At 57.2% G+C, this 22626-nt stretch carries 12 protein-coding genes and 5 pseudogenes; 13 read left to right on the top strand and 4 right to left on the bottom strand.

Translation table 11 applies throughout. The features are described 5' to 3' along the window. Nucleotides 1-5: 5 nt before the first annotated feature. A pseudogene (locus C442_RS20460) lies at nucleotides 6-325 on the top strand (helix-turn-helix domain-containing protein); the annotation flags it as partial. Between the two features lie 277 nt (nucleotides 326-602). On the opposite strand, the gene C442_RS20455 reads toward C442_RS20460, so the two are convergent. The 3 genes and pseudogenes from C442_RS20455 to C442_RS20445 form a co-directional block, all read right to left on the bottom strand. After that, nucleotides 603-1928, bottom strand: coding sequence for an orc1/cdc6 family replication initiation protein (locus tag C442_RS20455; RefSeq protein ID WP_008313895.1), 1326 nt, complete (start codon nucleotides 1926-1928; stop codon nucleotides 603-605). 1108 nt (nucleotides 1929-3036) lie between these two features. Further along, nucleotides 3037-3360, bottom strand: coding sequence for a hypothetical protein (locus C442_RS22785; RefSeq protein ID WP_080504364.1), 324 nt, complete (start codon nucleotides 3358-3360; stop codon nucleotides 3037-3039). A 54-nt stretch (nucleotides 3361-3414) separates the two neighbouring features. Next, nucleotides 3415-3969: pseudogene (locus tag C442_RS20445) on the bottom strand (ImmA/IrrE family metallo-endopeptidase); the annotation flags it as partial. Between the two features lie 114 nt (nucleotides 3970-4083). Between C442_RS20445 and C442_RS20440 the strand changes: the two are divergent. From C442_RS20440 to C442_RS22970, 12 genes and pseudogenes are all read left to right on the top strand, one after another. After that, nucleotides 4084-4719: pseudogene (locus tag C442_RS20440) on the top strand (Cdc6/Cdc18 family protein); the annotation flags it as partial. A 494-nt stretch (nucleotides 4720-5213) separates the two neighbouring features. Continuing rightward, nucleotides 5214-6429 (top strand): annotated as a pseudogene (locus C442_RS20435) (IS701 family transposase). Between the two features lie 345 nt (nucleotides 6430-6774). Next, a complete protein-coding gene (locus C442_RS20430; protein ID WP_049943153.1) occupies nucleotides 6775-7239 on the top strand; it encodes a pilin in 465 nt (154 codons plus the stop codon). A 7-nt stretch (nucleotides 7240-7246) separates the two neighbouring features. Next, the gene (locus tag C442_RS20425; RefSeq protein WP_008313885.1) at nucleotides 7247-9484 is read left to right on the top strand and encodes a hypothetical protein; all 2238 of its coding nucleotides are present in this window, start codon (nucleotides 7247-7249) and stop codon (nucleotides 9482-9484) included. After that, nucleotides 9481-10323, top strand: a complete 843-nt coding sequence (locus C442_RS21310) for a hypothetical protein (RefSeq protein ID WP_080504362.1) — start codon at nucleotides 9481-9483, stop codon at nucleotides 10321-10323. The genes C442_RS20425 and C442_RS21310 overlap by 4 nt, the downstream gene beginning before the upstream one ends. A 2-nt stretch (nucleotides 10324-10325) precedes the next feature. Beyond that, the gene (locus tag C442_RS20415; protein ID WP_008313881.1) at nucleotides 10326-12095 is read left to right on the top strand and encodes a hypothetical protein; all 1770 of its coding nucleotides are present in this window, start codon (nucleotides 10326-10328) and stop codon (nucleotides 12093-12095) included. Between the two features lie 3420 nt (nucleotides 12096-15515). Next, on the top strand, nucleotides 15516-15893 hold the full coding sequence (locus C442_RS20405; RefSeq protein WP_004966056.1) for a hypothetical protein: 378 nt from the start codon (nucleotides 15516-15518) through the stop codon (nucleotides 15891-15893). Further along, nucleotides 15890-16363 (top strand): hypothetical protein, encoded by a 474-nt coding sequence (locus tag C442_RS20400; protein ID WP_008313877.1) that lies wholly within the window; start codon nucleotides 15890-15892, stop codon nucleotides 16361-16363. Before C442_RS20405 ends, C442_RS20400 begins: the two co-directional genes overlap by 4 nt. After that, nucleotides 16360-17115, top strand: a complete 756-nt coding sequence (locus tag C442_RS20395; RefSeq protein WP_049943152.1) for a relaxase/mobilization nuclease domain-containing protein — start codon at nucleotides 16360-16362, stop codon at nucleotides 17113-17115. Before C442_RS20400 ends, C442_RS20395 begins: the two co-directional genes overlap by 4 nt. Nucleotides 17116-17210: 95 nt before the next feature. After that, the gene (locus tag C442_RS20390) at nucleotides 17211-19328 is read left to right on the top strand and encodes a type IV secretory system conjugative DNA transfer family protein (RefSeq protein ID WP_239642357.1); all 2118 of its coding nucleotides are present in this window, start codon (nucleotides 17211-17213) and stop codon (nucleotides 19326-19328) included. A gap of 1245 nt (nucleotides 19329-20573) precedes the next feature. Next, nucleotides 20574-20879, top strand: coding sequence for a hypothetical protein (locus C442_RS20385; protein WP_008313871.1), 306 nt, complete (start codon nucleotides 20574-20576; stop codon nucleotides 20877-20879). 865 nt (nucleotides 20880-21744) lie between these two features. Beyond that, the gene (locus tag C442_RS22970) at nucleotides 21745-21879 is read left to right on the top strand and encodes a hypothetical protein (RefSeq protein ID WP_275039419.1); all 135 of its coding nucleotides are present in this window, start codon (nucleotides 21745-21747) and stop codon (nucleotides 21877-21879) included. 249 nt (nucleotides 21880-22128) lie between these two features. On the opposite strand, the pseudogene C442_RS20380 reads toward C442_RS22970, so the two are convergent. Continuing rightward, nucleotides 22129-22626: pseudogene (locus tag C442_RS20380) on the bottom strand (SOSS complex subunit B family protein); the annotation flags it as partial.

Raw genomic sequence — 22626 nt, 5'->3', positions numbered from 1 at the left:
ACCAGATGTACGAGGTTCTCGACGACACGGCGGCGCAGATCGTCCTCGTCATCGGAGTGGTGACTCCATCCGCCGTGTCGCCCAACACCTCCACACGCCGTACGAGACGGTGAGACAGGCCGTCAATCGGCTAGAAGACGCAGGCTACGTTTCCTATGAGACGGGCTCGCTGTCGTCGAAGAACGCGTACGCGACGCAGCCCGCGAGCTCGTCGCTGCCAGCGCCAGCGTCAGCACCCTCTATCGAGGAGGCGTACGTCATCCCACAGTTCGGTGACTGGCCGTTCGCGTTTGCGCGGATCAACACCGTCTACGTGTGGACCCAGTCGACACCTCACGACGAACTCGTCGCTCGTCTTCAGCAGCACGACGGCCCGCGAACGGTCGCCATCCTCGAGGAGGTCGACCTGTCCAAAGATCACAGCGTCATCTACGATCTTCAGAGTATCGGTGACGCAAAGTGCTAAACAGTCGCCCCTATCGATTTGTTGTGTGAGCGACCACCACAATCTGTAGACCCACCTCTATCGACTTGTTCCTGTCACCGATGGAACTGAGTCATCGATAACACCCTCACCCCTATCGACTTGTTCGATGAACACCCTACTGATTGAGCTGTGCATTCACGACGGTGCGGAGTTCGTCATTGTGGACGTCGTCTAGCCGCGAATCTTCTCGGAGCGTCTCGATGATGGTCTCCGGGTTCTCACCAAACGTGAACTCGAGGTAGCTACCCGAGTGTGGTCCCTGACTCTTCCGCTCTGTCTCGACCAACGAATACGTCGTGAGTTCTTTCATCTTATTCACGTACGTCTCCTGGTGGTACTGATCCGAATCTAGGGTACCTGTCAAGTACTGATACACCCGGTATCCAATCGGGCTCTTTGCTGCACCAGTTCCGGCCTCACGGGCCACAGCTGCAGTCGCGAACAGACAGAGCTTCTTCTGCGTACTAATCCCACGTGTCACCTCCAACACGCGGTTCTTCTCAACCTTATCCTGGGCTTGTCGAACGTGTTCCTCCCGGACTTTGTCTGCACCTGTTTTTTCTGCAATCGACCCCGCTGTTCGCATCAGGTCGATCGCCTTCCGTGCATCCCCATTGGTTTGGGCAGCGAATGCAGCTGCAAGCGGGATGACGTCACCGCTGAGTGTATCCTCGTGGAAGGCGTCCTCCCGAGCCCGGAGAATTTCCCGGAGCTGGTTGGCGTCGTAGTCACTAAAGTGAACGTCCTCGGGGGTAAAGGAACTGAGAGCGCGACTTCCCACACTCTCCATCATCTTCGTGTCGTTAGTGATGGCAGTGACAGAGACTTGGGCAGTAATCTCGTCGGTGCTTCCAGCACGAGAGAGCTGATAGAGAAGGCGAGAGAAGGCTGGCTCGTCTTTATCTCGACGACCGACGAGCATATCGAGTTCATCGAGAATGAATACAACTGTATCGTAGTGGTCGTTGATCAGACGGTAGAGTTCGCGCCATTTTTTCTTGTTTGGAACTCCATGCTCCGGGACATCGACAGTTGTTCCGATGTCGTTCGCTACCTTTCGCGAAAGTTCGTAGACAGCTGCACCGAGGGTTCCCACGTTCTGGCAGTTCATCTGAATGACGCCGAACCGGATATCGCGGCTTTCGCAGAGTTCGACGATGTTCTGACAGACAGCGTTGATGATAAGAGATTTCCCGGTTCCAGAAGGACCATAGAGGAGAAGGTTCGGCGGTCGTTCGTTACTTATTGCGACGCGGAGATGCTGAGTAATATCGGTGAGCTGCGTGTCACGACCGACGATACGTTCCTCGTCGACGATCTCGTTCGGCTCAAGGAGCGACCGGTTCTTGATGAGACTCGCGGCTTCTTCCTGCTCGAGAATGAGATCTTTGATAGAACCCGTGGACTCGGAGGTTTCCTCGGGACCAGGATCCGTGGGCATACCGGAACTCACTCTACCAGGGTACTAAAACATTCCCCTGTCGATTTCTTTTCTACCGGTATGACGGTCAAATCCACGGTATTAGAGGTTTACACTGTTACCCTCCGTAACCTCCGACGATTTGTTAGGGGTATCGTCTCAACCAATTCAAAAGAATACCCGCACACCCTCTCACCCCTATCGATTTGTTCTAGTCTTCAAGAAAGGCAGGGGTGACAGAATTCCCGACTGGACTGACGTCTCACCTACATCACGATTAGGGCAGAATTGAGAGTCTCTTCTACCTTCTCTTTTTCTTCTTTCTAGTTCTAGCTACTAGCTAGTTAGAAGAACACACGTCTATCGATTTGTTCTAATCACTCTTCGTCGCTCTCTTGTCCTCCTGATAGAGTATTAAATAAGGAATTGAGAAACCAAGGGGCGAAGACCAGGATCGGGGTTCTTGTACACTGTGGTTAGTGATGTCTTGTTGTTCCTTTTGTTTCTTCGGCTAACTACTCTATACCCACTCCTATCGATTTGTTCAATCCCCTTTCTGCCCACCGATTATAACAAGAATCGAGCTTATAAAAATGGATTTAGCCGAAGGATATTATTCTGATGAACCATATCCACCTCGACTCCCCCGTGATTGACTCCCCTCACCACCCTTTCTCGTTAGAACAAATCGATAGGGGTGGGTGTGTGGTCCTAGCGACACGGTCGCGGTGAATCCACCCGGCTACGTGTAGGAGTGGTCCTATGCTCAATCTTGATCAGAGATGGAAACCTCTCACTAGGGCGGAGAAAGAACTTCTCTCCACTAATTCAATACCGACCTCCTATGAGTGACTCCTCGCGAAACAAATCGATAGAGGTGACCCTCTGTACGCAGGTGGTTTTGTTGAACAAGTCGATAGGGGTGCGTCTCTTCGATGTCGCAATCGGAGTGCGATTTTTCAGCTCCTGTATTCGGATTTACGACCGAATCGACAAGAATGAGGACACCAAACCATACGAGACCGATACGAGCCCGCTCCACGACTTGAGCGCTGACAGCTTTCGTCTTTCATTTTGTAGACAGGGATACTTTTGAACAACTGGCCGTCCAATTCAAACGCTATTTCGCCTATTCGTCGGGACTGACGGGGCTTTTATATCTGGACCGGATCTTTTCTCCTTCTCTCCACTGCCAGTAGTAGTAGCGATTGTCGTTTATCTCCTTGATCGTGATCGTCGCCTTCGCCGGCACGTCGTCCGGAAGGTCATCGAGTCGCTCCTCAACGTTGTCTTCGTCCGATTCCTTCTCAAGACGGGCTTCCCGTTCCTTGTATTCGGCTAGCCCCTCAACGTAGCGGGCTACGTCCCGAAGTTGCTCCGGCGAGACCTCGTTGAGAGTGTCGACTAATTCGGCTGGAAGACCTGCCGGCGGGGTCGGTGGCTCGTAGGGTATCGGCTGTCACCTCGTGTTAACCAACAGAGCGGGAGGAATGCATCACTCTGTTGGTTAACCGGGTTGGGACGAGGATTCGCTCTCGAGAACGTCGATGAGCCCTTCTGCCGTTCGACTAATCCGGCCAAGCCGCTCGCGAACGACCTCGGGGTCGTCCGACTCCCAGGCTGCGAGGTAGAACGCTGACCCACTGGTGTCGAGCCCGCAGTAGCGCCCGACGACGTACGCGACGGCTTCGGCCTCGACTTCGCGTTTTGCCCGCTCGGTGTCGTCGTCGACGTCGAAGTGGAGCAGAGCGTGTGCGAACTCGTGAATCAGTGTCCGGGCGAGATCGGCGTTGTTCTCCCGGTCGCGAACCTCGACGAGCGGCTGGACGTCGACGAGGCTAAGCTGCTCACAGTTGCCTTTCGACTCGCCGTGGGTCCACTCCGCTTCGGGGACAATCCGAACCGTCACGCCGAGGTCGTCGGCGGCACCGGTCAGCCGAGCAACGAGGGCGTCGCCGTCCCCGGTCGCTTCCGTGTTGAGTTCGGGAAGTAGTTCCCTTTCAGTCTGGGAGATGTCGAACACCGGCGCGAGCTTGAATCTGAAGAGGCCCTCTGACCACTCTATAAATCAATTAGAGGTAATAGTCTGAATCCGTTGAGTTTTCGTCGGGCGATACAGCGATGCGACTGGAATCGATGTTAGAAGTAATAAAAACAAGATTCTGCCCCAGGAACTAAAGATTCTCTCGATGAGCGAGTCCTCAGTAGTCTGCAAGAGCGTGAGTTCATCTTCCCTCCCTACGACGCAAATCAGCTCCGCGAAATTATGCGTCATCGCCAGGATGCATTTCGTGAGGGTGTCCTCACCGATGATGTGATCCCTCTGGCGTCTGCATTCGCTGCACAAGAGCACGGTGACGCTCGAAAAGCACTGGATATTCTTCGAAATGCAGGCGAACTTGCAAAAGACGATAACAGTGATGTTGTGCAAGAAAACCATGTCCGGAATGCACGTGAGAAAGCGGATATCGATCGATTCTCTAAGCTTCTCCAAGATCAGCCTACACAATCGAAAGCAGCAGTGTACGCCCTTTCATTGATTGCAGAGGGGAGCAATCAGGAAGAGTTCCCTACTCGTAAAATCTATGAACGGTACGAGCAGCTCACGGAGTCACTAGATATTAATCCTCTCTCACAAAGGCGGATGTCTGATCGGCTGAATGAACAGGCGTTTCTAGATATCCTCGGCGTCACGGATCGGGTTGGACGCGGCCGTGGGAAAGGCATGACCAATTTTTACTACCTACTGGAGGAGCCTAAGGTCGTACAAAGTGCCATTGAATCTGATCAGCGGTTTTCCCCCGAGCAGTAATTCACGATTTTACACTCGACAGTCGGGGTGTCTCACTCAAACTTTCGGACTGATAGATCCCAAGAATATCTAAACAAAGGTCTGAATGGTATGATACGCGATTTAATGTCCATTTACACTCGACACCCGGGGTGGTCCTCAATTCGGATACGAGCGAATGAGTGTGACACCCTCTGCAACGGAACGGGGTGGTTTCCTGCGTGGAGGTACCAGCTAATCACTGGAAGTGGGTTTTGACTCGAACTCTCCGAGCGTCATTTGCTGTGGTAGGCTCTGCTCAGAGCGAGTCGTGGCGCTGTGACTTCACTGCAGTCATCTTTCGCTGCACCCAATTATGTTAAATATACCACCAGCAGACACCGTCAATATTAGCTCTTTAATTGCCGTAATATCTGAATAGTATCTAGGATTTCTCCGGCTGATAGACTAGTTAACGAAGTTACTCAGCTTTGCACGTTGAAGTAGGAGCGTGACGTAGGCGGACGCAAAGACGGATGATGCCGATTACGGACTTCTTGTCGTGTACGCGCGTATTCGACGAGTTCGATTCGCTATCACCGGCACAACGCCGCCACGCCAAAACCTACGCCACAGGTCTTGTTGCGGCCAGCAACAAGACCGTGGCGGGCATCGCACGCGAAGTTCTTCCAGCCAGCGGCAAACGCGCTCTCAACAAGTTCCTCACCGAGTACGACTGGGACGAACAGGAGTTCAACCACGAACGCCTCGAAGAGCTTCAGAAACACGGTGAAACGCGCTGGTCGAAGGACGGCTACATCATCCTTGACGACATGATCACCGAGAAAGCCGGGGACGAAGTCCCCGGCGTCGGCCGGTTCTACGATCACGCCGAAAATGACACTGTCTGGGGCCAAGACCTCATCTACGCCTTCTACGCTGACGACAAAACCGCCTATCCGCTCACCTTCCGCCTCTACGAACAACAGGACAATGAGGACGATCACCACGATACCAAGTACGATCTCGCCCGAGAGATCGTCACCGAACTCGAAGAAGAGGTAGGTGTCCGCAGGCACACCTACCTCTTCGACTCGTGGTTCGCTCACTATTCTGGTCTTCCTGACCACATCGAATCCTACGACAAGGACTAGATCGGCCCGCTCCGCAGCAATCGCAAGGTGACCTACGCCGGCGAAGAACTCCACGTCGATGCGCTGGCAGAGCGCATCGACACGGTTGAGCGCGATGTCGATGACGACACTACCACATCTGGACGAAGAAGCTTCCCGTCTCCCAGCTGGGAGACGTGAAGCTGGTCATCGCAGAGAAGAGACCGACGAAGAGAACCCGGTCAAGTACCTCGCCACGAACAAGATTGACGCACCGACCGAGCACATGATTCGCTCCTACGGAATGCGATGGCGCATCGAGACGTTCTTCGAGGACTCGAAGCAGGATCTCGGCCTAGGAGACTGCGAGATGCAGACCGACGAAGGTGCCAGTCGGCACTGGCACCTTCTGATGGCTGCCTACAGTCTCGTTCGTCTTGATCCTGATTCGAGCGCCTTGGGAACGGTTCGCTCGAAGGCGTCATCGCTTCGAGTGAACCTCGAACACTCTCTGAAAGAAGCCGTCTACAACCTTCTCTCGTGGGTTCGGGACAACGATGATCGTGGCGTCGATGACCTCATGGAAGAGATCGACCACCTCTTTGTTCACTCAACCGCCGACGCTAACGTGCAAAGCTGAGGAAGTTACTAGTTGATATACTAATATATATTTCTTTTAGCATTATCATTCATGCGGCACGAAAATTAAGGCATTGCCGAGTAAGACTACCTATCACAATCTAGAACCCTTCACCTTGTTCACAAGTTTTTTGATAGTCCCACTGTCACTACGTGCTGGCGAATTCAGAACAGGATTCACCAACTGTGTAAGAAAGGTAACACAACAACGGTAGCGGATCACCAGTGGGGAATCGGTGGGCAAGCAAGACCGCAAAAACAGAGGCATCTATGTCAACACGAATCAACGCATCGAACGCATCGACCACACAACCAACACTCTACACGCACGCAAAGCGGCGATTCGCTGACGCGTGGCTCACGCCCGGCGTGCNCATCGAACGCATCGACCACACAACCAACACTCTACACGCACGCAAAGCGGCGATTCGCTGACGCGTGGCTCACGCCCGGCGTGCGACAGGCGACCCAACTGCTGCTGCTCCTCACGCTGTTTGCTGGCTCGGCGATGGGCCAGACCGACGTCGGGAACATCTACTGTGATACTGCTGTCGAGGACGGTGTCAACGTCGTCTTCGGAGCACTGGCTGGTCTTGGCCTGCCAGCAACGATGGTGTTCGTCGGTCGCAGTGGCCTCTCGTATATGCGGGCCTCTGGCAACCCGAACCAGCAAAACGAGGCCCGCCGGGACCTTATCCTCTCGCTGGTCGGTCTCGGCGTCGTCGTCCTGGCAATCGTGGCCCCGGAACTCATCACGAAGTTCGGGGACAACGTCGGCTTCGGCTTCTCGGACTGCGTGACCCCATTCTAAGCACACGATGGGACTCCGCTCACTGCTGATGATCGCGGCCCTTTGCTCGCTGCTCTCGACAGCCGCAGCTGCGGGGCCGGCGTCCGCTGGTGGCAACCCAGCCCAGATTGAGCGGGGGACGGCACACTCCCTTCCCGACGCGAGCCACGGTGGCGTGGGGGTACTCCAACAGAACGCCACCGCGCCGAATGGCTCCAGTAGGGAGAGAACACAGACGAGTCGCACCGAAAACAACGAATCCAGCGTCCAAGACCCGGTGGCAAACGGGACAGCAGGCAACAGGACAACAGCCAACGGAACCGAGGGCAACGAGTCCGTTGATCGAGGGCCAGCAGCGAACCAGACAGGCGTGAACAGGTCCGTCGAACTCGGAGCAAGGCAGAACCTCAGCGCGAAAGTCTCGTGCTACGAGAACGCCTCGAACCCGCCGGCCAATGCCTCTGTCGGGGACAACGCGACGGCAGGCGTCGTGCCTCCGAACCGGTCCTACAATCACAACCACACGTTCTTCCGTGCGCTGTGGTCTGGCGACCCTGACCATCCGAACCTTACGCGGGCCGACCGGGCCGAGGCCGAGAACGGCACGCTGGCCGTCCTCCCCTCTTGCACGGGAGATATGGTTTCTCGCGAGCCATCGAACACGACGCTGTGGAACCGGCCCGAACACGACTCGTTCCGGACTGGCATCGAGAACGCCTCGTATCCAGTGAACGTCACGGATACTCGCTCTGGGATCTGGATTCGTGACGCCTACGTCGCGTTCTTCAGCATCGAGCCATCAACGGTCGTCCACGAAAAGTCGGGTACGGAGCGTCTGGTCCGTCCGAACGGCACCGTGCGTGCCATTCACGACTACTGGGTGTACATCTCGGAGTTCTTCGAGGACGACTTCCGCGTCCTGAACACGTCGACGAACACGACGCTGTACGCCAACGGCACTGCGATGGACAACAGCACTGCCGCCCAGCCCACCCTCAACTACACAAAGATCAACGGGACCACCGAACTCCAGTTGGTCACGACGATCTCGACGAATATCTCGGAGATTGGCGATGACGAGATTGACGAGTACGAACTGACGGTCACAGACTCACGGACGGTCCGGGTAGAGAACCTGTCCGAGCGGGAGATGGTCGTCGAGCCCGGTGTCGTCCCGAACGGCAGAGGGGCCACGACCGACGACTATCGGATCGGGACTGTAATTCCCGGCAGCTGGCAGAGCGTCCAGTTCGACGGGGGATACGAAGTCCAGAGCAAGTGGCGGTTCTATACTCGCTCACCGCCGGGCTGGGCGAACTGGTCGGAGAACACGACCACACCAGTCCGACCGCTCGAAACCCACGCTGTCCGAACGACGGAAGGCCCGGAGGTCACGGTCAACCGGGTCCAAAACGAGAGTTCCGACGGCTGGCGGTTCGTCCCATCGCTCGAAGCGACGTATCCGGTGAATGCGACTGCAAACACGACGGGGAANTCCGACGGCTGGCGGTTCGTCCCATCGCTCGAAGCGACGTATCCGGTGAATGCGACTGCAAACACGACGGGGAACACGACCGCTACCGCGACCAATAGGACGACGCTCCCGCCGGAGATTCGGATCAACCGTTCGGAGACGTTCACGACGGCAGATCGGTTCACGATTCGGAGTGCGGAACAACTCCGGACGGAGAACTTCGAAATCAACGGACTCGTCCGTGGGAACAGCATCGAACAGCCAGCGGACTCGACGAACCCGACGCCAATCCGCGAGGTCAACATCACCTCCGAGGTCGTCAACTCGACCGACAACTCGACGGACCTGCTGGTCCGGGTCGAACCGACGGCTGGCTTCCCGATTGCGGCAGGGAACGTTACTGTCGCAACGGGGCAGTCCCGGGTCGAACGGTCACTGTCTGGTGATGATGAGATTACGGTCACCGTCGACCAAGGCGAAGTCTCCTCGGCGATAGTCACGTATCGTCCGGCTCAGATCTGGTGGGAGCAAGGGCGTGCTGTCCCGGTACGAGACACCCAAGAGCGGGTCGCCTACGAAGTGAATCTTCCAGACCTNTGGTGGGAGCAAGGGCGTGCTGTCCCGGTACGAGACACCCAAGAGCGGGTCGCCTACGAAGTGAATCTTCCAGACCTTGCGGAGTTCATTGACCTCGCTGTAGTGACGCTCCTGACGGTGTTGCCGGCTGTGCTGGCGCTGTATGGCTACGACGTCTGGACGAGAGGCAAATTTGTTGGTTGGTATAATCCATGACAAAGCAAGATATACCACGAAACAGCAGTATCGACCGCAGAACAGTGCTTGGACTCCTTAGCGGGAGTCTTGCCGCGCTTGCAGGCTGCAGTGGCGGGCTGTCTGATAGTAGTGACGGCGACGGTGGAAGCGCCGGTCCGCCAGAAGAGCAGTCCGACTACATCGAAGAGACGAAAATTAAGGTGGTGAGAAATAATGAACTGGCCTTAGAAGTCGCCGTAACCGATGAGATCGACCCGTCATCGGTCAGTATCATCACAGAGTCCGGGCGAGAGTTCTCCAGCGATTACTTTAGTTCTGGTGAGACTCGGACCAGCCTATTGCTAACAGAAGGAGATGATAACAACGAGCCATTGCCCCGGGGCCAGCACACACTCTATTTCCGTGGGGATGGTGTCGAAACTGAAATTCCACTCGAACTGGGCACTACGTTTGAGTTTGAGAAAGTCGTCCCTGGGACTGAGCACGAAAAGATCCGCGACGATAGCTTGGGGGTGGTTGTCCGGAATGTGGGCCAGCGAACCGGAGCAGCGGTTCGGACAATCCTCAATGGAGAAAGAGACAGCAAACCGTTCGAACCAATAGAACCAGGTGAAACCGGTATTGTCGAATTTACTTTTCTCCTGAAAGACCGCGCACATTGCGTAAAAGTCGAAGAAACGACTGTAAGAGAAGAGGAATTGGCTGTTGGATTCCTCTGGAGTGACCCGGTTACTATCACCCAACCTATCAAGTACACCGACAGGTTTGACAGCACCGGTAACGGGTGCAAACGAACCCTAGCTGGTGAGCCAGAGGAAGTCACTGCTACCTCAGTAGAGACGGAGACGGAGACGTAGCAATGCAGTCGGGAATTGCTGGGGATATCGTGAAGGAAATCGCTGAGAGGCTGATTAGAGAACTCTCATCGGCAATTGCAGCTGGTATCAGTGGCTTCCTCGATAACCTCAGAACAGACATAGTCGAGTATCTAAGCGGGTTTTTCCGAGCCATTATCGACCCGATGGTGCGGACGCCTGCTCCTGAAGGGCCGAATTCAGCAGCCCCCGTCGACATTGCATTTGAGTCTGCGAGTAATGCCCCGTGGAACTCGCTAATCTCAGGCATCTACTTCGACGCAATTGTTGGTTTAGCTCTTGCTCTCCAGTTTTCTGTTCTGGCGATGATTGGGCTCAGGTACGGGTCAATGAACCCTGTTATCCGGAAGAAACTCCTACGTCGCCTCGGAGTTGCCTTCCTTTCGTTGTTCTTCTGGCTCCCTGTGGCCTCACTGGGGACTCAGTTCTTCGACGCTATCGGCAAAATCATCTACCAAACCGGTCAGTCCGACAAAGAGATCGCCGCAATGATCGGTTCAGTTCAAGAAATCGCTTCGTTCAGCCTTGGGATCTTCGTCGTCCTCATCATTGTCGGACTGTACGTCTACCTCAAGGCGGCGTTCATTTTCATCACCAGATGGCTGCTGGTCTTCCTGCTGACGCTGTCGATGCCACTGGTCGCGACGTTCTGGGCAGTGGAAGTCTGGCCGCTGAACCGCTTCTCTGGACTGGCGAAACAGGTCGCCGGCGCGTATCCCGGAGTCCTCGCTGCGGGTATCCCGCCTGCAATCCTGATACGCATGAGCTTCGAGGCGACGAACTGGGGACTGGCTTCTGAGCTGTCGCTGTTCATCAGCCTCGTGACGCTGTACTTGGCGGCAAAGTCCCAGAAGGNCTTCGAGGCGACGAACTGGGGACTGGCTTCTGAGCTGTCGCTGTTCATCAGCCTCGTGACGCTGTACTTGGCGGCAAAGTCCCAGAAGGTCCTCATCCAGCGCAGTAGCCGCGTTGCGATTCAAGTCAGCGAACAGGCGCTCGCCGGCGGCAAAAAGCCACTCAAAATCGGTGCGGCGGCTGGTGGTGCGGCGGCGACAGCCGGCGCTGGCGCGGTCGGTGGCCCCGGCGCAGCAATGGCGACGGGTGGCACGATTCGAGCTGCCTCAGGCGCTGCAAAAGGGCGTGTCGGCAGTGCTGCCACAGGTGCTCAGATGGTCCACCGCCAGATGGCAGCCAACCCCGCTGGCATGAAGAGAGGTTCCAGCAGCGGCCCCACCGGTTCCGGTGGCGGCAGTAGTCCCAACGGCTCCGGAGGTGGCGGCAACAGTGGTTCCGGCGGCGGTGGCTCAGGCGGTGCAGGCGGTTCCGCTCCGCCCTCTGGTGGCGGCAGTGGCAGCAGCGGGTCTGGTGGCTCACCACCCTCTGGCGGCGGGAGCGGGTCCGGTGGAAGTCCCCTCAACAGCAGGTTCACCAACGGTGGTTCGTCCGGCTCGTCTGGCTCGTCCGGCGACTCTGAGAGCGACGACACCCCGGTTAGCGAACGCCAGACGAAGATGAAGCAACAAACCAAGATGGAGCGCCAGACGCAGATCAACTCCGGCGATACCAGAGTGTTCGAGTCTGAGGTTGACCCGCCGTTCTCCGACGACGACTTCGACGAGAACGATACTGAGACCACTGACTCCGATGAGTCGGAGTCGTATGACTCGCTGCAGGACGTGTTTGCGACTGATGACGATGTATTAGGGCCGGATGTGTACCGCGACGGCCTGCCGCATAAGGAGGATGACGACTAATGGCCGACTCAGAAGAAGAGTACAACACGAACATCATCCACGAATCGCTCGGTGATTCGACCAACTTCTGGGGCGACTACACACTGGGGGAACTCATCCTGTTCCTCATCCCGCCGTTTGGCTTCCTCGTCGCGATGGGCATGCCATTCGTGCCAGCGGCGCTGTTCTTCCCAACGTTGGCCCTCACAGCGGTCGTGGAAGTCTTCCTGTATATCCTGCACAAAGTCCGGCCAGATCACTATCGGCTCACTGAGTGGCTGCGGGTCAAACTGTTCTGGCTGGTAAAAAAGCGCCAGTACACTCACGGCCAAGGGAATCAGGATACCCGGCAGGTCACGCGATTAGAGCGGGTTATGCCCCACGGCATTGAGCGCGTCGACGGAGCGTACGTCGGCGCGGTCGAGGTCGAGCCCGCCAATATGTCGCTGCAGGACGACGAGAAATGGGAGAAAGCCGTCACATCGCTCACACGCCTGTCTGAATCGCTGACTGGCCGGGCGAAACTCCACGTCACGACAGCCGAAGTCGACAACGAGTCCCACATACAGGCACACGTCGACCGACTCGACGACCCCGACGCGGAGAGCCATTCGATCTTCCGGGGCGTCCTCATGGAGTTCGTCAACCGCTACACCGACGACAGCGGCAACGTTGAAACTGAGACCGAACTCCAGCGCAAGTACTACATCGTCGTTTGGGTGACTGACGACGACATTCACGACCTCCAGATGAACAGCGACTCCATCGCGGATTACNCTACATCGTCGTTTGGGTGACTGACGACGACATTCACGACCTCCAGATGAACAGCGACTCCATCGCGGATTACCTGACCGGGATACCGGTTATTGGGCGGCTGTTCACTCGGTTCGACAGTGACACGCTCACTGACGCCGAGCGAGAGGAATTCAAGGCCAAGAAGCTCCACGACCGGCTCGAAACCGTCGACAGAGCAGTCAACAATATGTTCCGGTGTCGCAGTCGGTCGGTCAGCCCGCATGAGCTGGCGCACTTGACCGAGGACTACTGGGCTTGTGAAACGCGGTCCGAGCGGGAGTACGAAGAGGCGGCCTCCGTCTCTCCGGTGACGTACTCGGCACGGGAACTCATCAAGCACGGCGAGGGTGCGGCAGCCCACGACGCTGCGGAGGGCATGGACACCGACGACGTCGGTGGGACCGACTACGAGGTCGACGAGACCGACTTCGTCTCCCAGTTGCATAGACCGGGAGAGAACCATCGGTCACTGGTCGCGCCGACGGATATCGAATGGGAAGCCGACCACGCTCTCATCGACCAAGAGACGCACGCACGTTGCTTCTGGATCGAGACGTATCCCGAGCATCCGACCAGTGGAATGCTAGAGCAACTACTGCTGGATACGGACCTTGCCGTCGACGTCTCAATCCACATCGACCCATACGACGCTGATACAGCAGTGTCGGTCATGAAAGAGTGGATCTCCTCGCTGAAGATGCTGCAAAACGACAAAGGAGAGTTGGAAGCGGAGGATATCGAACAGGAGGTCAACCAGGCAAAGTACATCCGGCAGATGGTCCGGCGGAACCACACGTCGCTGTTCCGTGTCGGGGCGTTCATCCGCCTCACTGCGGAGACCGAAGAAGACCTCCGGAAGCAAACGAACCGGCTCGAAACGCTCCTACGAGACTCACCGTCGAACTGCGGCGTCAAGCGAACGACCCGCCGGCAGGAAGCAGGACTGGTGACAGTCTCGCCGATCGGGGCCAACGAACTCGGGCAGAACCGACTCTCCTCAATGACCGGGGAAGCCCTTGGAGCGCTGTTCCCGTTCTCGTCGAACTACCTGCGGATGGAGGACGGCATCGAGTACGGACTGCACGGCCACAACGATTCCTCGCTGTTGATCGACCCGTGGGAACTGGAAACCGGCCACTCGGAGCTGGTGACTGGAATGCCCGGCGGCGGGAAGACCCACGGCACGCAGGCTCGGGCGATGCGGATGCTGAAAAAACGGTCGGACGTCAAGCAGATCTACATCGACCCAGTCGGGGATATGCACGGCAGCGCGAAGATGCTGGACGCAAAGACGATCACGATCAGCGGCGAGACGCCGTTGAACCCGTGCGAGATGCATCCGACGCCGCCGCATGTCCTCGAACAGTCCCCGGATATGCAGCCCGTCTCAGCGAAGAAAGACGAAGTGTACGGGGTCATCGAGAACTTCCTGCAGTCGCGGGATGTCGATCTGGAGATGCACAGCGGCCTGATCACGTTCCTGATCGACAAGATATTCACTGAATCGGATATCGACCCAGCGGACCCATCGACACATACGCCGGAGAACTCGCCGGACCTGAGCGACTTCCTCGAAGTCGTTGACCGCCTCCAGGAAGAGCCAGAAATGTTCCCGGGAGCGACGACGGAGTCCTCCCAGCAGAAAATTCAGCAGTACGCAAACGAACTCTCGATTGCACTGCATCCGTTCCGACCGGGGAGTACGTTCGGCAACCTCTCGAAAGAGTCGGACCTGCGGCTGATCGACGACAGCAGCAAGGCCGTCTATCTGGACCTCCAGCAGGTCGAAGGCTCGGGCAGTGGCCTCGGCAAGCAGTCGTTCATCATGCAGTTGCTTCTGAGCACGCTGTACCAGCAGGCCAAGAATATGCAGCAGAAGGTCGAGATCATCATCGACGAAGCCCACTACCTGTTCAACGACGACGCGAACTTGGAGTCGCTGAACCAGATTGCNATGCAGCAGAAGGTCGAGATCATCATCGACGAAGCCCACTACCTGTTCAACGACGACGCGAACTTGGAGTCGCTGAACCAGATTGCTCGCCACCAGCGCCACGCTGGACTCCGGCTAGTGATGCTGTCCCAGACGCTCTCTGAGTTCGAGGACAAGGGCGCAGCCGAGGAAATCGCGGGAATGTGCCCGATCAAGGTGCATCATCGTGAGCCAGAGCTAGGCGACGAGACAGCAACAAGCGCTGGACTGACGGATGAACAGCAGTCCTACATCCAGCACGCCGAAGCCGGCAAAGAGTCGTTGGGTGACGGCCAAGGCTACTCGCAAGCGCTGGTTCGCGTCGACGAACATGGCGATTACCCGCTAACGATCAAGACGTCGTGGGAAGAGAAGCAGATCATTGACCTCGACGCTGACGCGGAAGATGCGCTTGACGTTGTTGCTCACGAGGCTGACTCCCGCGCTGCTGATTTCGAAGAGTTCATACGCTCGAAGGCAGTCGAGCAAGAGCTAGCGAATCGTGGATTGTCCCCGGAGAAGGCTGAACACGTCCTCAATGGACTCAGCGAAGACGATTTGGTGGATGTGGTGTCTGTAGCACTTGACCAGACACAGCCAGAAGCAGTTGTCGCTGACGGTGGTATCGAGACAGAGACTGATGCGGAGTTTGACACTACGGAGTGATTCACATGAATGACATAATCTCGCTACGGATGAGTGCAGAAGAGAGAGATCAGATAGTACGGCAGGCTCGGAAGGTAGATGAAGACCTATCGGAGTATATCCTGAAAGCTACGGAGCAACGCATTGCCCGTGAGCTGCACGATCAGCGTGCGGAGGAACTGGGTCTGGAACCAGAGCTGGAACAGATCGCTGAGAGTGTGACAGAGCAAGTGAACAAGGCAGCAGATATTGAGACAACTGAAGAGTTGGCTTATGAAGTAGCTCTCTGGGACTTGATTTCGACAGACTACTCCTCAGAGGAGCGTGCTATTGCGATGGATGAAGCGACAGACAAGCTACAGGAAGAGGTAGACAACGTCCGTAACAAGGAGGGTCAAGAATGAGTGAGAGAACTGTCATTCAGATCTATACGACTGACGAAAATCGGGAGTGGCTTGAACAACTAGCCGATGAAGAGGATACGTCAATCTCGGAGTATGGTCATGAGATGATTGAGGATCACATTGACCGTGAAACTGGGGAGCGTCAGTACGGCCGGTATGGAACTGATACTGAGATAGAAGTCATTTTGGACTCTCTCAAGGAGGAACTGGGGGAGACTCTGGACCAATTTGAGTCTGAAACACTCGAGGAAGTACGGCACATCCAGAGAGTGCGGACAGCGTATCTTATCTCGATCTGGAAGCTGATTAAAGACGACTACTCTACTGCCGAGCAACAGCTTGCGATGAAGTTTGCTGAACGGTTCACTGGACAGGAGCTCAACACCGAGTCCGAAGCAATTCTTGCAGGGGAAGGCAGTAGCAGCGAAGACGGACAGGGGTCCGCCGGCGCAGCGGGTGATGGCGCATGATTGTAGAAACGGACTATCAGCAGAGCGGAGCAGGGAACCTCGTCGATTATATTCGCCGTGACCGAGACCAGGATGCCGGAGCGACAGTTGATTTACGGAACCCGGCCGGCCGAGAACTGTCCGACCCAGAAGTAGACCGATTTGTCGACAAAAGTCGAGAGTTCGGATTCCAGCGGCATCTGATCGTCTCGCCAGATCCTACTGGACAGTATTCTCCCCAAGAGGTTCAGACCAACACTCGGGACGTAATGAACCAAGAGTTTGCCCGCCAGCCGACAACCGACTATGTGTATGCTGTCCACCGGGATACAGACTTTCCTCATGCACATGTCGCAGCTACTGGGAAGCAGGCAGAGCTGGAAATGGATTTAGAAGACATCCAGAAACTCAGTGAACGGGCGGAAACCGCGTTTGAAGAACCGGCTCGAACGCGAGACCCAACGGCTGCCGCCAGTGATTCTCCGGAGGACATCGGTCGGGTCGTGGATCAAGAAGCACGGGAGCAGTATCATGAGGAAGAACTATCGCTGAACCCCGAAGCGGAGGAAGCGCTCAAACGGGCGACTGAGAAGAGTCAGCAGAAAGACGTCGGACAGCCCACGGCTGAGAAAGCGCGCGATGAGCGCCAAACTGAACCACTCTCAGAACGTGCTGCGGAGAGGGCCGAAGAACAGGCAGCAACTGAACGCGAACCCGAAGTTGATCTTGAACGCGAGCAGGAACCCGAACGCGAAGTTGGGTGGTGGCAGTGAGTTCTAGTTCTTCTGCACCACCAGGCCAACGCTCTGGCGAGGTGCCGAATAGCCTCAAGTACGACAACGTCGTCGGGTTCGTCTGGGCCGGGTTTATGTTGCTGTTCCCGCCGATGATCGTCGACAGCGACAAGGTTCTCCCAAAGCGGTTCTGGGCGTGGCGCTACATTTACCTCGGGTTCGGACTCACCAGCGCGGCGTTCTTCTACGATGTGCTTGTCCAGACTCCCAGCGCAGCGCTGTTGTTCCCGTTCGCACACGTTCTGGCTGCTATCTCAGTGGGGACACTGTTCGCTGACTTCACTGTACCCGGCCTGTCGCTGCCGATGGTCTCGTACTCGACTACGGTGATCCTGTATGCCATCTCTATCGGTATCGTGTTCTCTGGGGAACTGCTCCGCCGAACGTCGCCGGAAATGCTCGCGATGAATCAGTGGGACCACGACGACGGAGAGTCCGTCGTCCCGCTCGAAGAAGTCTCTCACGAACACGAAGAGGCCGAGATGCCGTTCACGCTCGATCAGGATGTCTCCACAGCCGTCGTGGGCGAGACTGGTTCGGGGAAGACGTCGATGATGAAACTACTGGCCTACCAGTTCCCGTACTACAGCGACACAGCGGTCATTGCTCACGATACTGGCGAGGACTTTCAAGCGTTCTATGAGGAGCTAGGCTTCGAGGTTCAGCGCATCCGCCACGCAGATAGCGATGTGGTCTGGAATCTGTTCAAGGACGCCGATTCAGAGTCGGACTTCCGCGAGGTCGCCGGCGCGATCTTCGGCGAAGCCGACGGCCACGACCCGTTCCACCGGCCCGCCAAACAGACCTTCGCGGAGATGCTGATGTACCTGCATCTCAGCGCGAAAAAGAACAGTCGACGTCACGCGCTCTGTCACGCCGATATCGTCTCGCTGCTCAACGAGGGCCACATCGCGCTCAAGAAAGCCCTTGACGAGTTCGACCGGCTGGACTCAGGTCATATCGACCCTGACAAAGGGAAAGGCGCACAGAACGTCTACCAGACCATCAAGGAGAACGTTGACCCCGTCTTCACCGGCGACTTCGGGGACTACGGAGAGTTCTCCCTGCAAGAGTACATCGAGAACCCGGAAGGCCGAGTCCTCATCATCGACTCGAACCCAACGGAACTGGAAACGCTTGGGCCGATGTACCAACTGCTCGTCGACTGGTCGATCCGCTACGCGATGAACGCCTCGAATCCGACGGTCCACATCCTCGACGAGATTGACGCGCTGCCGGCGCTCACTCAGGTAACGAACCTCACGGCCCGAGGGCGAAAACACAAGGCCCGGGCACTAGTCGGCGTACAGACAATCGGCCAGCTCAAGGACACGTACAGTACAATCTCTGGCATTGTCGGCAACTGTCCACAGGGAGTTTACTTCGGTCCGGGTGACACTGAGTCGACGGACTTCATCCTCGACGAACTCGGCGAGAGTCGGCAGTATGACCGCTCCGAGATGGTGTCGATGAGCCACCAGGGACGCGGCGAGAACCCCCGAACACAGGCTCGGGACACGTACAAAGAGAAGGACAAAACACCGGTCACATCCGGCCTGCTCCGAGACTTCCAGCCCGGTGAGTGCGTTGCCGTCTCGCGAACGACGTGGGTCCACGGGCAGTCTTATGAACTGGCTGACGTTCGCGATAGCCTCCCGGCACAGGGTGCGGAGTCGCCGGGCAGTTCGGAACCGGAACCCACTGACGATGACACCGACATCGAGAGCGACAGTTGGTTCTCGTTCACCCGGGCTCGGCTCGACGATGTGCTTCGTGGGTCACTTGGTGAGGACGACGACGATGAGTCCAAAGAGAGTGGGGTAGATTGTGACGCCGAAGTCGAGCCGACCGTCGACGCGACAGACGGGTTGGGCGACGACGAGTCGACCGGCCCACTCGACCAGACAACAGCAAACACTGCCGTCACGTCTCCGGATACAGACCACCCAGATATATCAGATTTAGAGGGTAACTCTGGTGGCGCGGATCAGGACCAACAGCTGCCCGATGACGATGGCGACCACTCCCCTGAGACGGTCCCAGATCCCAGCAATGACGAGACGGACTCTGCTGAGAAGGAAGAGAGTGAATCGCCTGATGAATCGGACACGGAGGCTGATACTGACAAGAGTGAAGAACGGGACGAAACTGAGGCAAGCGGAGAGCGACGCAGGCCATCTGAGTTCATGTGACCTACATCAATTTCCCCGTGTTCTAACTATAAGACGTTCTATATATTTCTCATTTCCGTGACGTGGTGGTGCTTCTCTACAAGTTGGTAACCGGGTCCTATCGAGACTGTAGCACTCGACTTATATCAAAGTTATTGAAGTTACTTTCTTCGGACTATTCTATATGCGAAATCGCAAGACGGCGTCGGTAATTTGCCAATCTGAATCACGGTGAATCACTCAAACACAGCGACGAATCATCAGCAAATCGCAGGACGGCATGGGTATGAATCGCCCAGAATCGGATACAAACTACACTCTTTACCTTGTCGTGCATATCCCGTCGGAGGCGCGAGAGACATAAGAAGAAAAACATAAGAGATAGAACAAAGGGAGAGACAGTGGATCGCGGAACCTACCCAGAGCGAAGACTGGCACACTCACCCCGTGAGAGAACCTATCGGGTTTCAGATAGAAGTCGCCTCACTCCCCGGAGCCATATCGTGACTTGGACACGGCGGGCCAGCCCACCGAGCATCATACGAGTCCACTGTGCCACGCACGTCGCCGGCCGCCGACGTCCAGGGCCACGCCGATCACGACCACACTCGAGTTGAGCCAGCACTGGCAGACCCACGCTTGACCCTCGCTCGCTTCGGCCCTCGTGGCGCACAACCCGGCAGCCACTGGCCGGCGACCACACCACCTTGTCCGGAGCTTTGTATCCGATTCCCAACAAGTATAACGCGCCTTGTTTTCGTATCTTCTCAGTACCGTAATTTAGTGTGGCATTCAGCCGGGGACTGTCCGATTCCCGGCGGGGATCGCGCCCGCTACTGCAGGCACGATTGGACCGGCGTGAGGCGCGCGACCGCGCCGAGCGCAGCGCCNCGGGGATCGCGCCCGCTACTGCAGGCACGATTGGACCGGCGTGAGGCGCGCGACCGCGCCGAGCGCAGCGCCCCGTCGTCCGAGTGAGCACCAGCGAACGAGGACACGACAGACGAGCATCGCGAGTCTGTCAGTGGCGTCGCGCGCTGGGACGCCCCACTAGCCATCCAGCCTTGGTTCCTCCCGGGCTGGCAGACCCACGCCTGCGATACATCCGGGACTCGTGGAATCAGGACCTCGACGTGTGCCAGCTGGAGCCACCCCGACCCGGAGCTTTTTGACCGATGACGGCCAAGTCTGAATCGCACCGTTCTCATGTCACAGCCACACCTTTCTCCAGAGCAACAGCCATCCAACCAGCGTCAGATTCCGAGCATGGAAACGATCGGGCCGGTCGTCGACGAAGTGATCGACATCGCCCGGCGGGAGCTTGATGCACCACGGTCAGTCGAGATCGAGACGTGGGAAGATCGCGAGTTTCTGGTGCGTATTATACACTGGTCAGCACCAGGCGTGAACACTCGGTATGGATACGAGACAGCAATCCAGTATCACAGTGATCGGGAAACCGTCGAAGCCTTCCTGATCGAAGAGGATACCCACACTGATGAAGCAGAACGCCTCCTGAAGATGGAACTCGGAACGATACCCGATCCAGTACGAGAAAAAATTGGGGAGTAACGACTGATTTACTTGTCTGTCAGTTCCCGATGACAGCCCTCGCAAACTTGATCGTACTCCTCATCGCGCTCTGCGTCGTAGAATGACCCAGCGCGAAACCGCTCGGGGTTATACTTGGTCTGGAACGTTTTCTTGCAGCGCGGACAGCGAATTTCTCCCATTCGAAATATCACCTCCCGGCGGCCCTGTCTGGCTGCCACCCGCCTGCGGCCACACAAAATCGAGGGGTGTCTATCCGGGATACCGGGCCCAGACACTGACTAACCAACAACACCCCAGACTGCGCCGACTGTGTTGGTTAGACCAGCGAATAAGGACAGCAGCAGGTCACGTTTCTCGAAGTTTGCCGCACGCTGCACAGTATTCCTCAACCGCTGCAACGGCTCCAGAGACCGTTGGATGGGGCATCGACTTTGGAGAGACCGCCCACGCGCCACAGTCGTCGCAAGCACCCACTGAAGCAAGAGAGAATGCGCCTGATGCGAACTGTCCGTGTTCGCAGTTTGCTTGCCTCCGCTCCTCTTGTGCTGTGTCGTATGGCGTCCCCCTCCTCGGACTGTAGCTTTCGTTCTTGTTGCATGCACTGCACTCCGAGGAGGACCATGACGTTCGGATGACAGTGCCATCATCAGTCACGAGCTTGTATACGGTATTGCTGTCATTGTCAAGCCGAAAGACAGCGATGTACTCGTTTGATTTTGGGTGGGGGATTCGCTTGGCATCCTGACCGCTGGCAAGCTGTTCGATTGGATTACCAGCTTCCCCATTAGTTGACATGATACTCTCCACTTTCCGGAGCGAGTCGCAAAAATGTCGCGCTATTGGTTTGTCTGGGTCGAAGCACGAGCAGACAACAGAAGATGGAATGCGGTTCCCGTCTCCCTCCCGGCGGCAGGCCGGGATCGCGCCCGCTACCGCAGGCACGATGGACCGCCGCGAGGCGCGCGATAGCGCCGAGCGGAGCGCTCCGCTGGCGTCGCGCGCTGTCGCGACCCACTAGCCACCCAGCCCCAGTTTCTCCCGGGCCGGCTGGCCCACGTCCACGCACACACCAGCACACCGGCTCCCTCACAGCCGCCACCAGACTGACCCACGTTGACGCGCTGGTGCGGTGGCGTGCCAGTCCGTGCGCGCGGTTGTCTCGCCGCCGCCCGCTGTGCCGGAGGCGGCGGCGAGGCCGCGTGCGCGAGCACCGTCGCACCGCCCGAGGAAGTCCCCGCTCGATGGGGGACGCCCTCGGTGTCGGGCGTCAGTCGGCCGTCTGTCCGTTCTTCACATCCCGGTAGGTCGAGGTGAAGACCGTCACCGGCCCATCACCTTCGTTCTCAGCCTCGTCGTCTGAGTGGACCATGCCCTGATGGGTGGCGGCCCCATGCTCAGTGTCGAACAGGTCCGAACATCCGGGTTCAGGACAGCGGGCCTTCCCGAGCGTCACGGCGACCGCGTGGTCAGTGTCCCGCTCATTGGCCCACTGATGGGTGTCTGACTCGGCTTCCCATGACGCCACCGCCGGGCTCTCACCCGAGGAGCCGAACATACTACTCCCGTGTCCGGTGGGCGCGGGACCGTCGCCGCGCTCGATGATACACATGAGCGTGTCGCTCGTGACCGCCACCGTCTTGATACCGTTGTACTCGTCGGGCTTGCCCCCGGAAATCCGAACTCTGTCGCCCTCGCGGAGCGTGCGCACCATCTCGCCGCCGTGCATGGACTTGCCCCAGACCGTGACCTTCGCGCTCGTTCCCTC

The sequence above is a fragment of the Haloarcula amylolytica JCM 13557 genome, from assembly GCF_000336615.1.
GTDB classification, from domain to species: Archaea; Halobacteriota; Halobacteria; order Halobacteriales; family Haloarculaceae; genus Haloarcula; species Haloarcula amylolytica.
This window is presented reverse-complemented; position numbering and strand designations above follow the sequence as displayed.

Coding starts and splice junctions, on each gene's coding strand:
- C442_RS20455 (WP_008313895.1), bottom strand. CDS start 1,928: ATGCCCACGGATCCTGGTCCCGAGGAAACCTCCGAGTCCACGGGTTCT.
- C442_RS21310 (WP_080504362.1), top strand. CDS start 9,481: ATGACAAAGCAAGATATACCACGAAACAGCAGTATCGACCGCAGAACA.
- C442_RS20405 (WP_004966056.1), top strand. CDS start 15,516: ATGAATGACATAATCTCGCTACGGATGAGTGCAGAAGAGAGAGATCAG.
- C442_RS20400 (WP_008313877.1), top strand. CDS start 15,890: ATGAGTGAGAGAACTGTCATTCAGATCTATACGACTGACGAAAATCGG.
- C442_RS20395 (WP_049943152.1), top strand. CDS start 16,360: ATGATTGTAGAAACGGACTATCAGCAGAGCGGAGCAGGGAACCTCGTC.
- C442_RS20390 (WP_239642357.1), top strand. CDS start 17,211: ATGTTGCTGTTCCCGCCGATGATCGTCGACAGCGACAAGGTTCTCCCA.
- C442_RS20385 (WP_008313871.1), top strand. CDS start 20,574: ATGGAAACGATCGGGCCGGTCGTCGACGAAGTGATCGACATCGCCCGG.
- C442_RS22970 (WP_275039419.1), top strand. CDS start 21,745: ATGCGGTTCCCGTCTCCCTCCCGGCGGCAGGCCGGGATCGCGCCCGCT.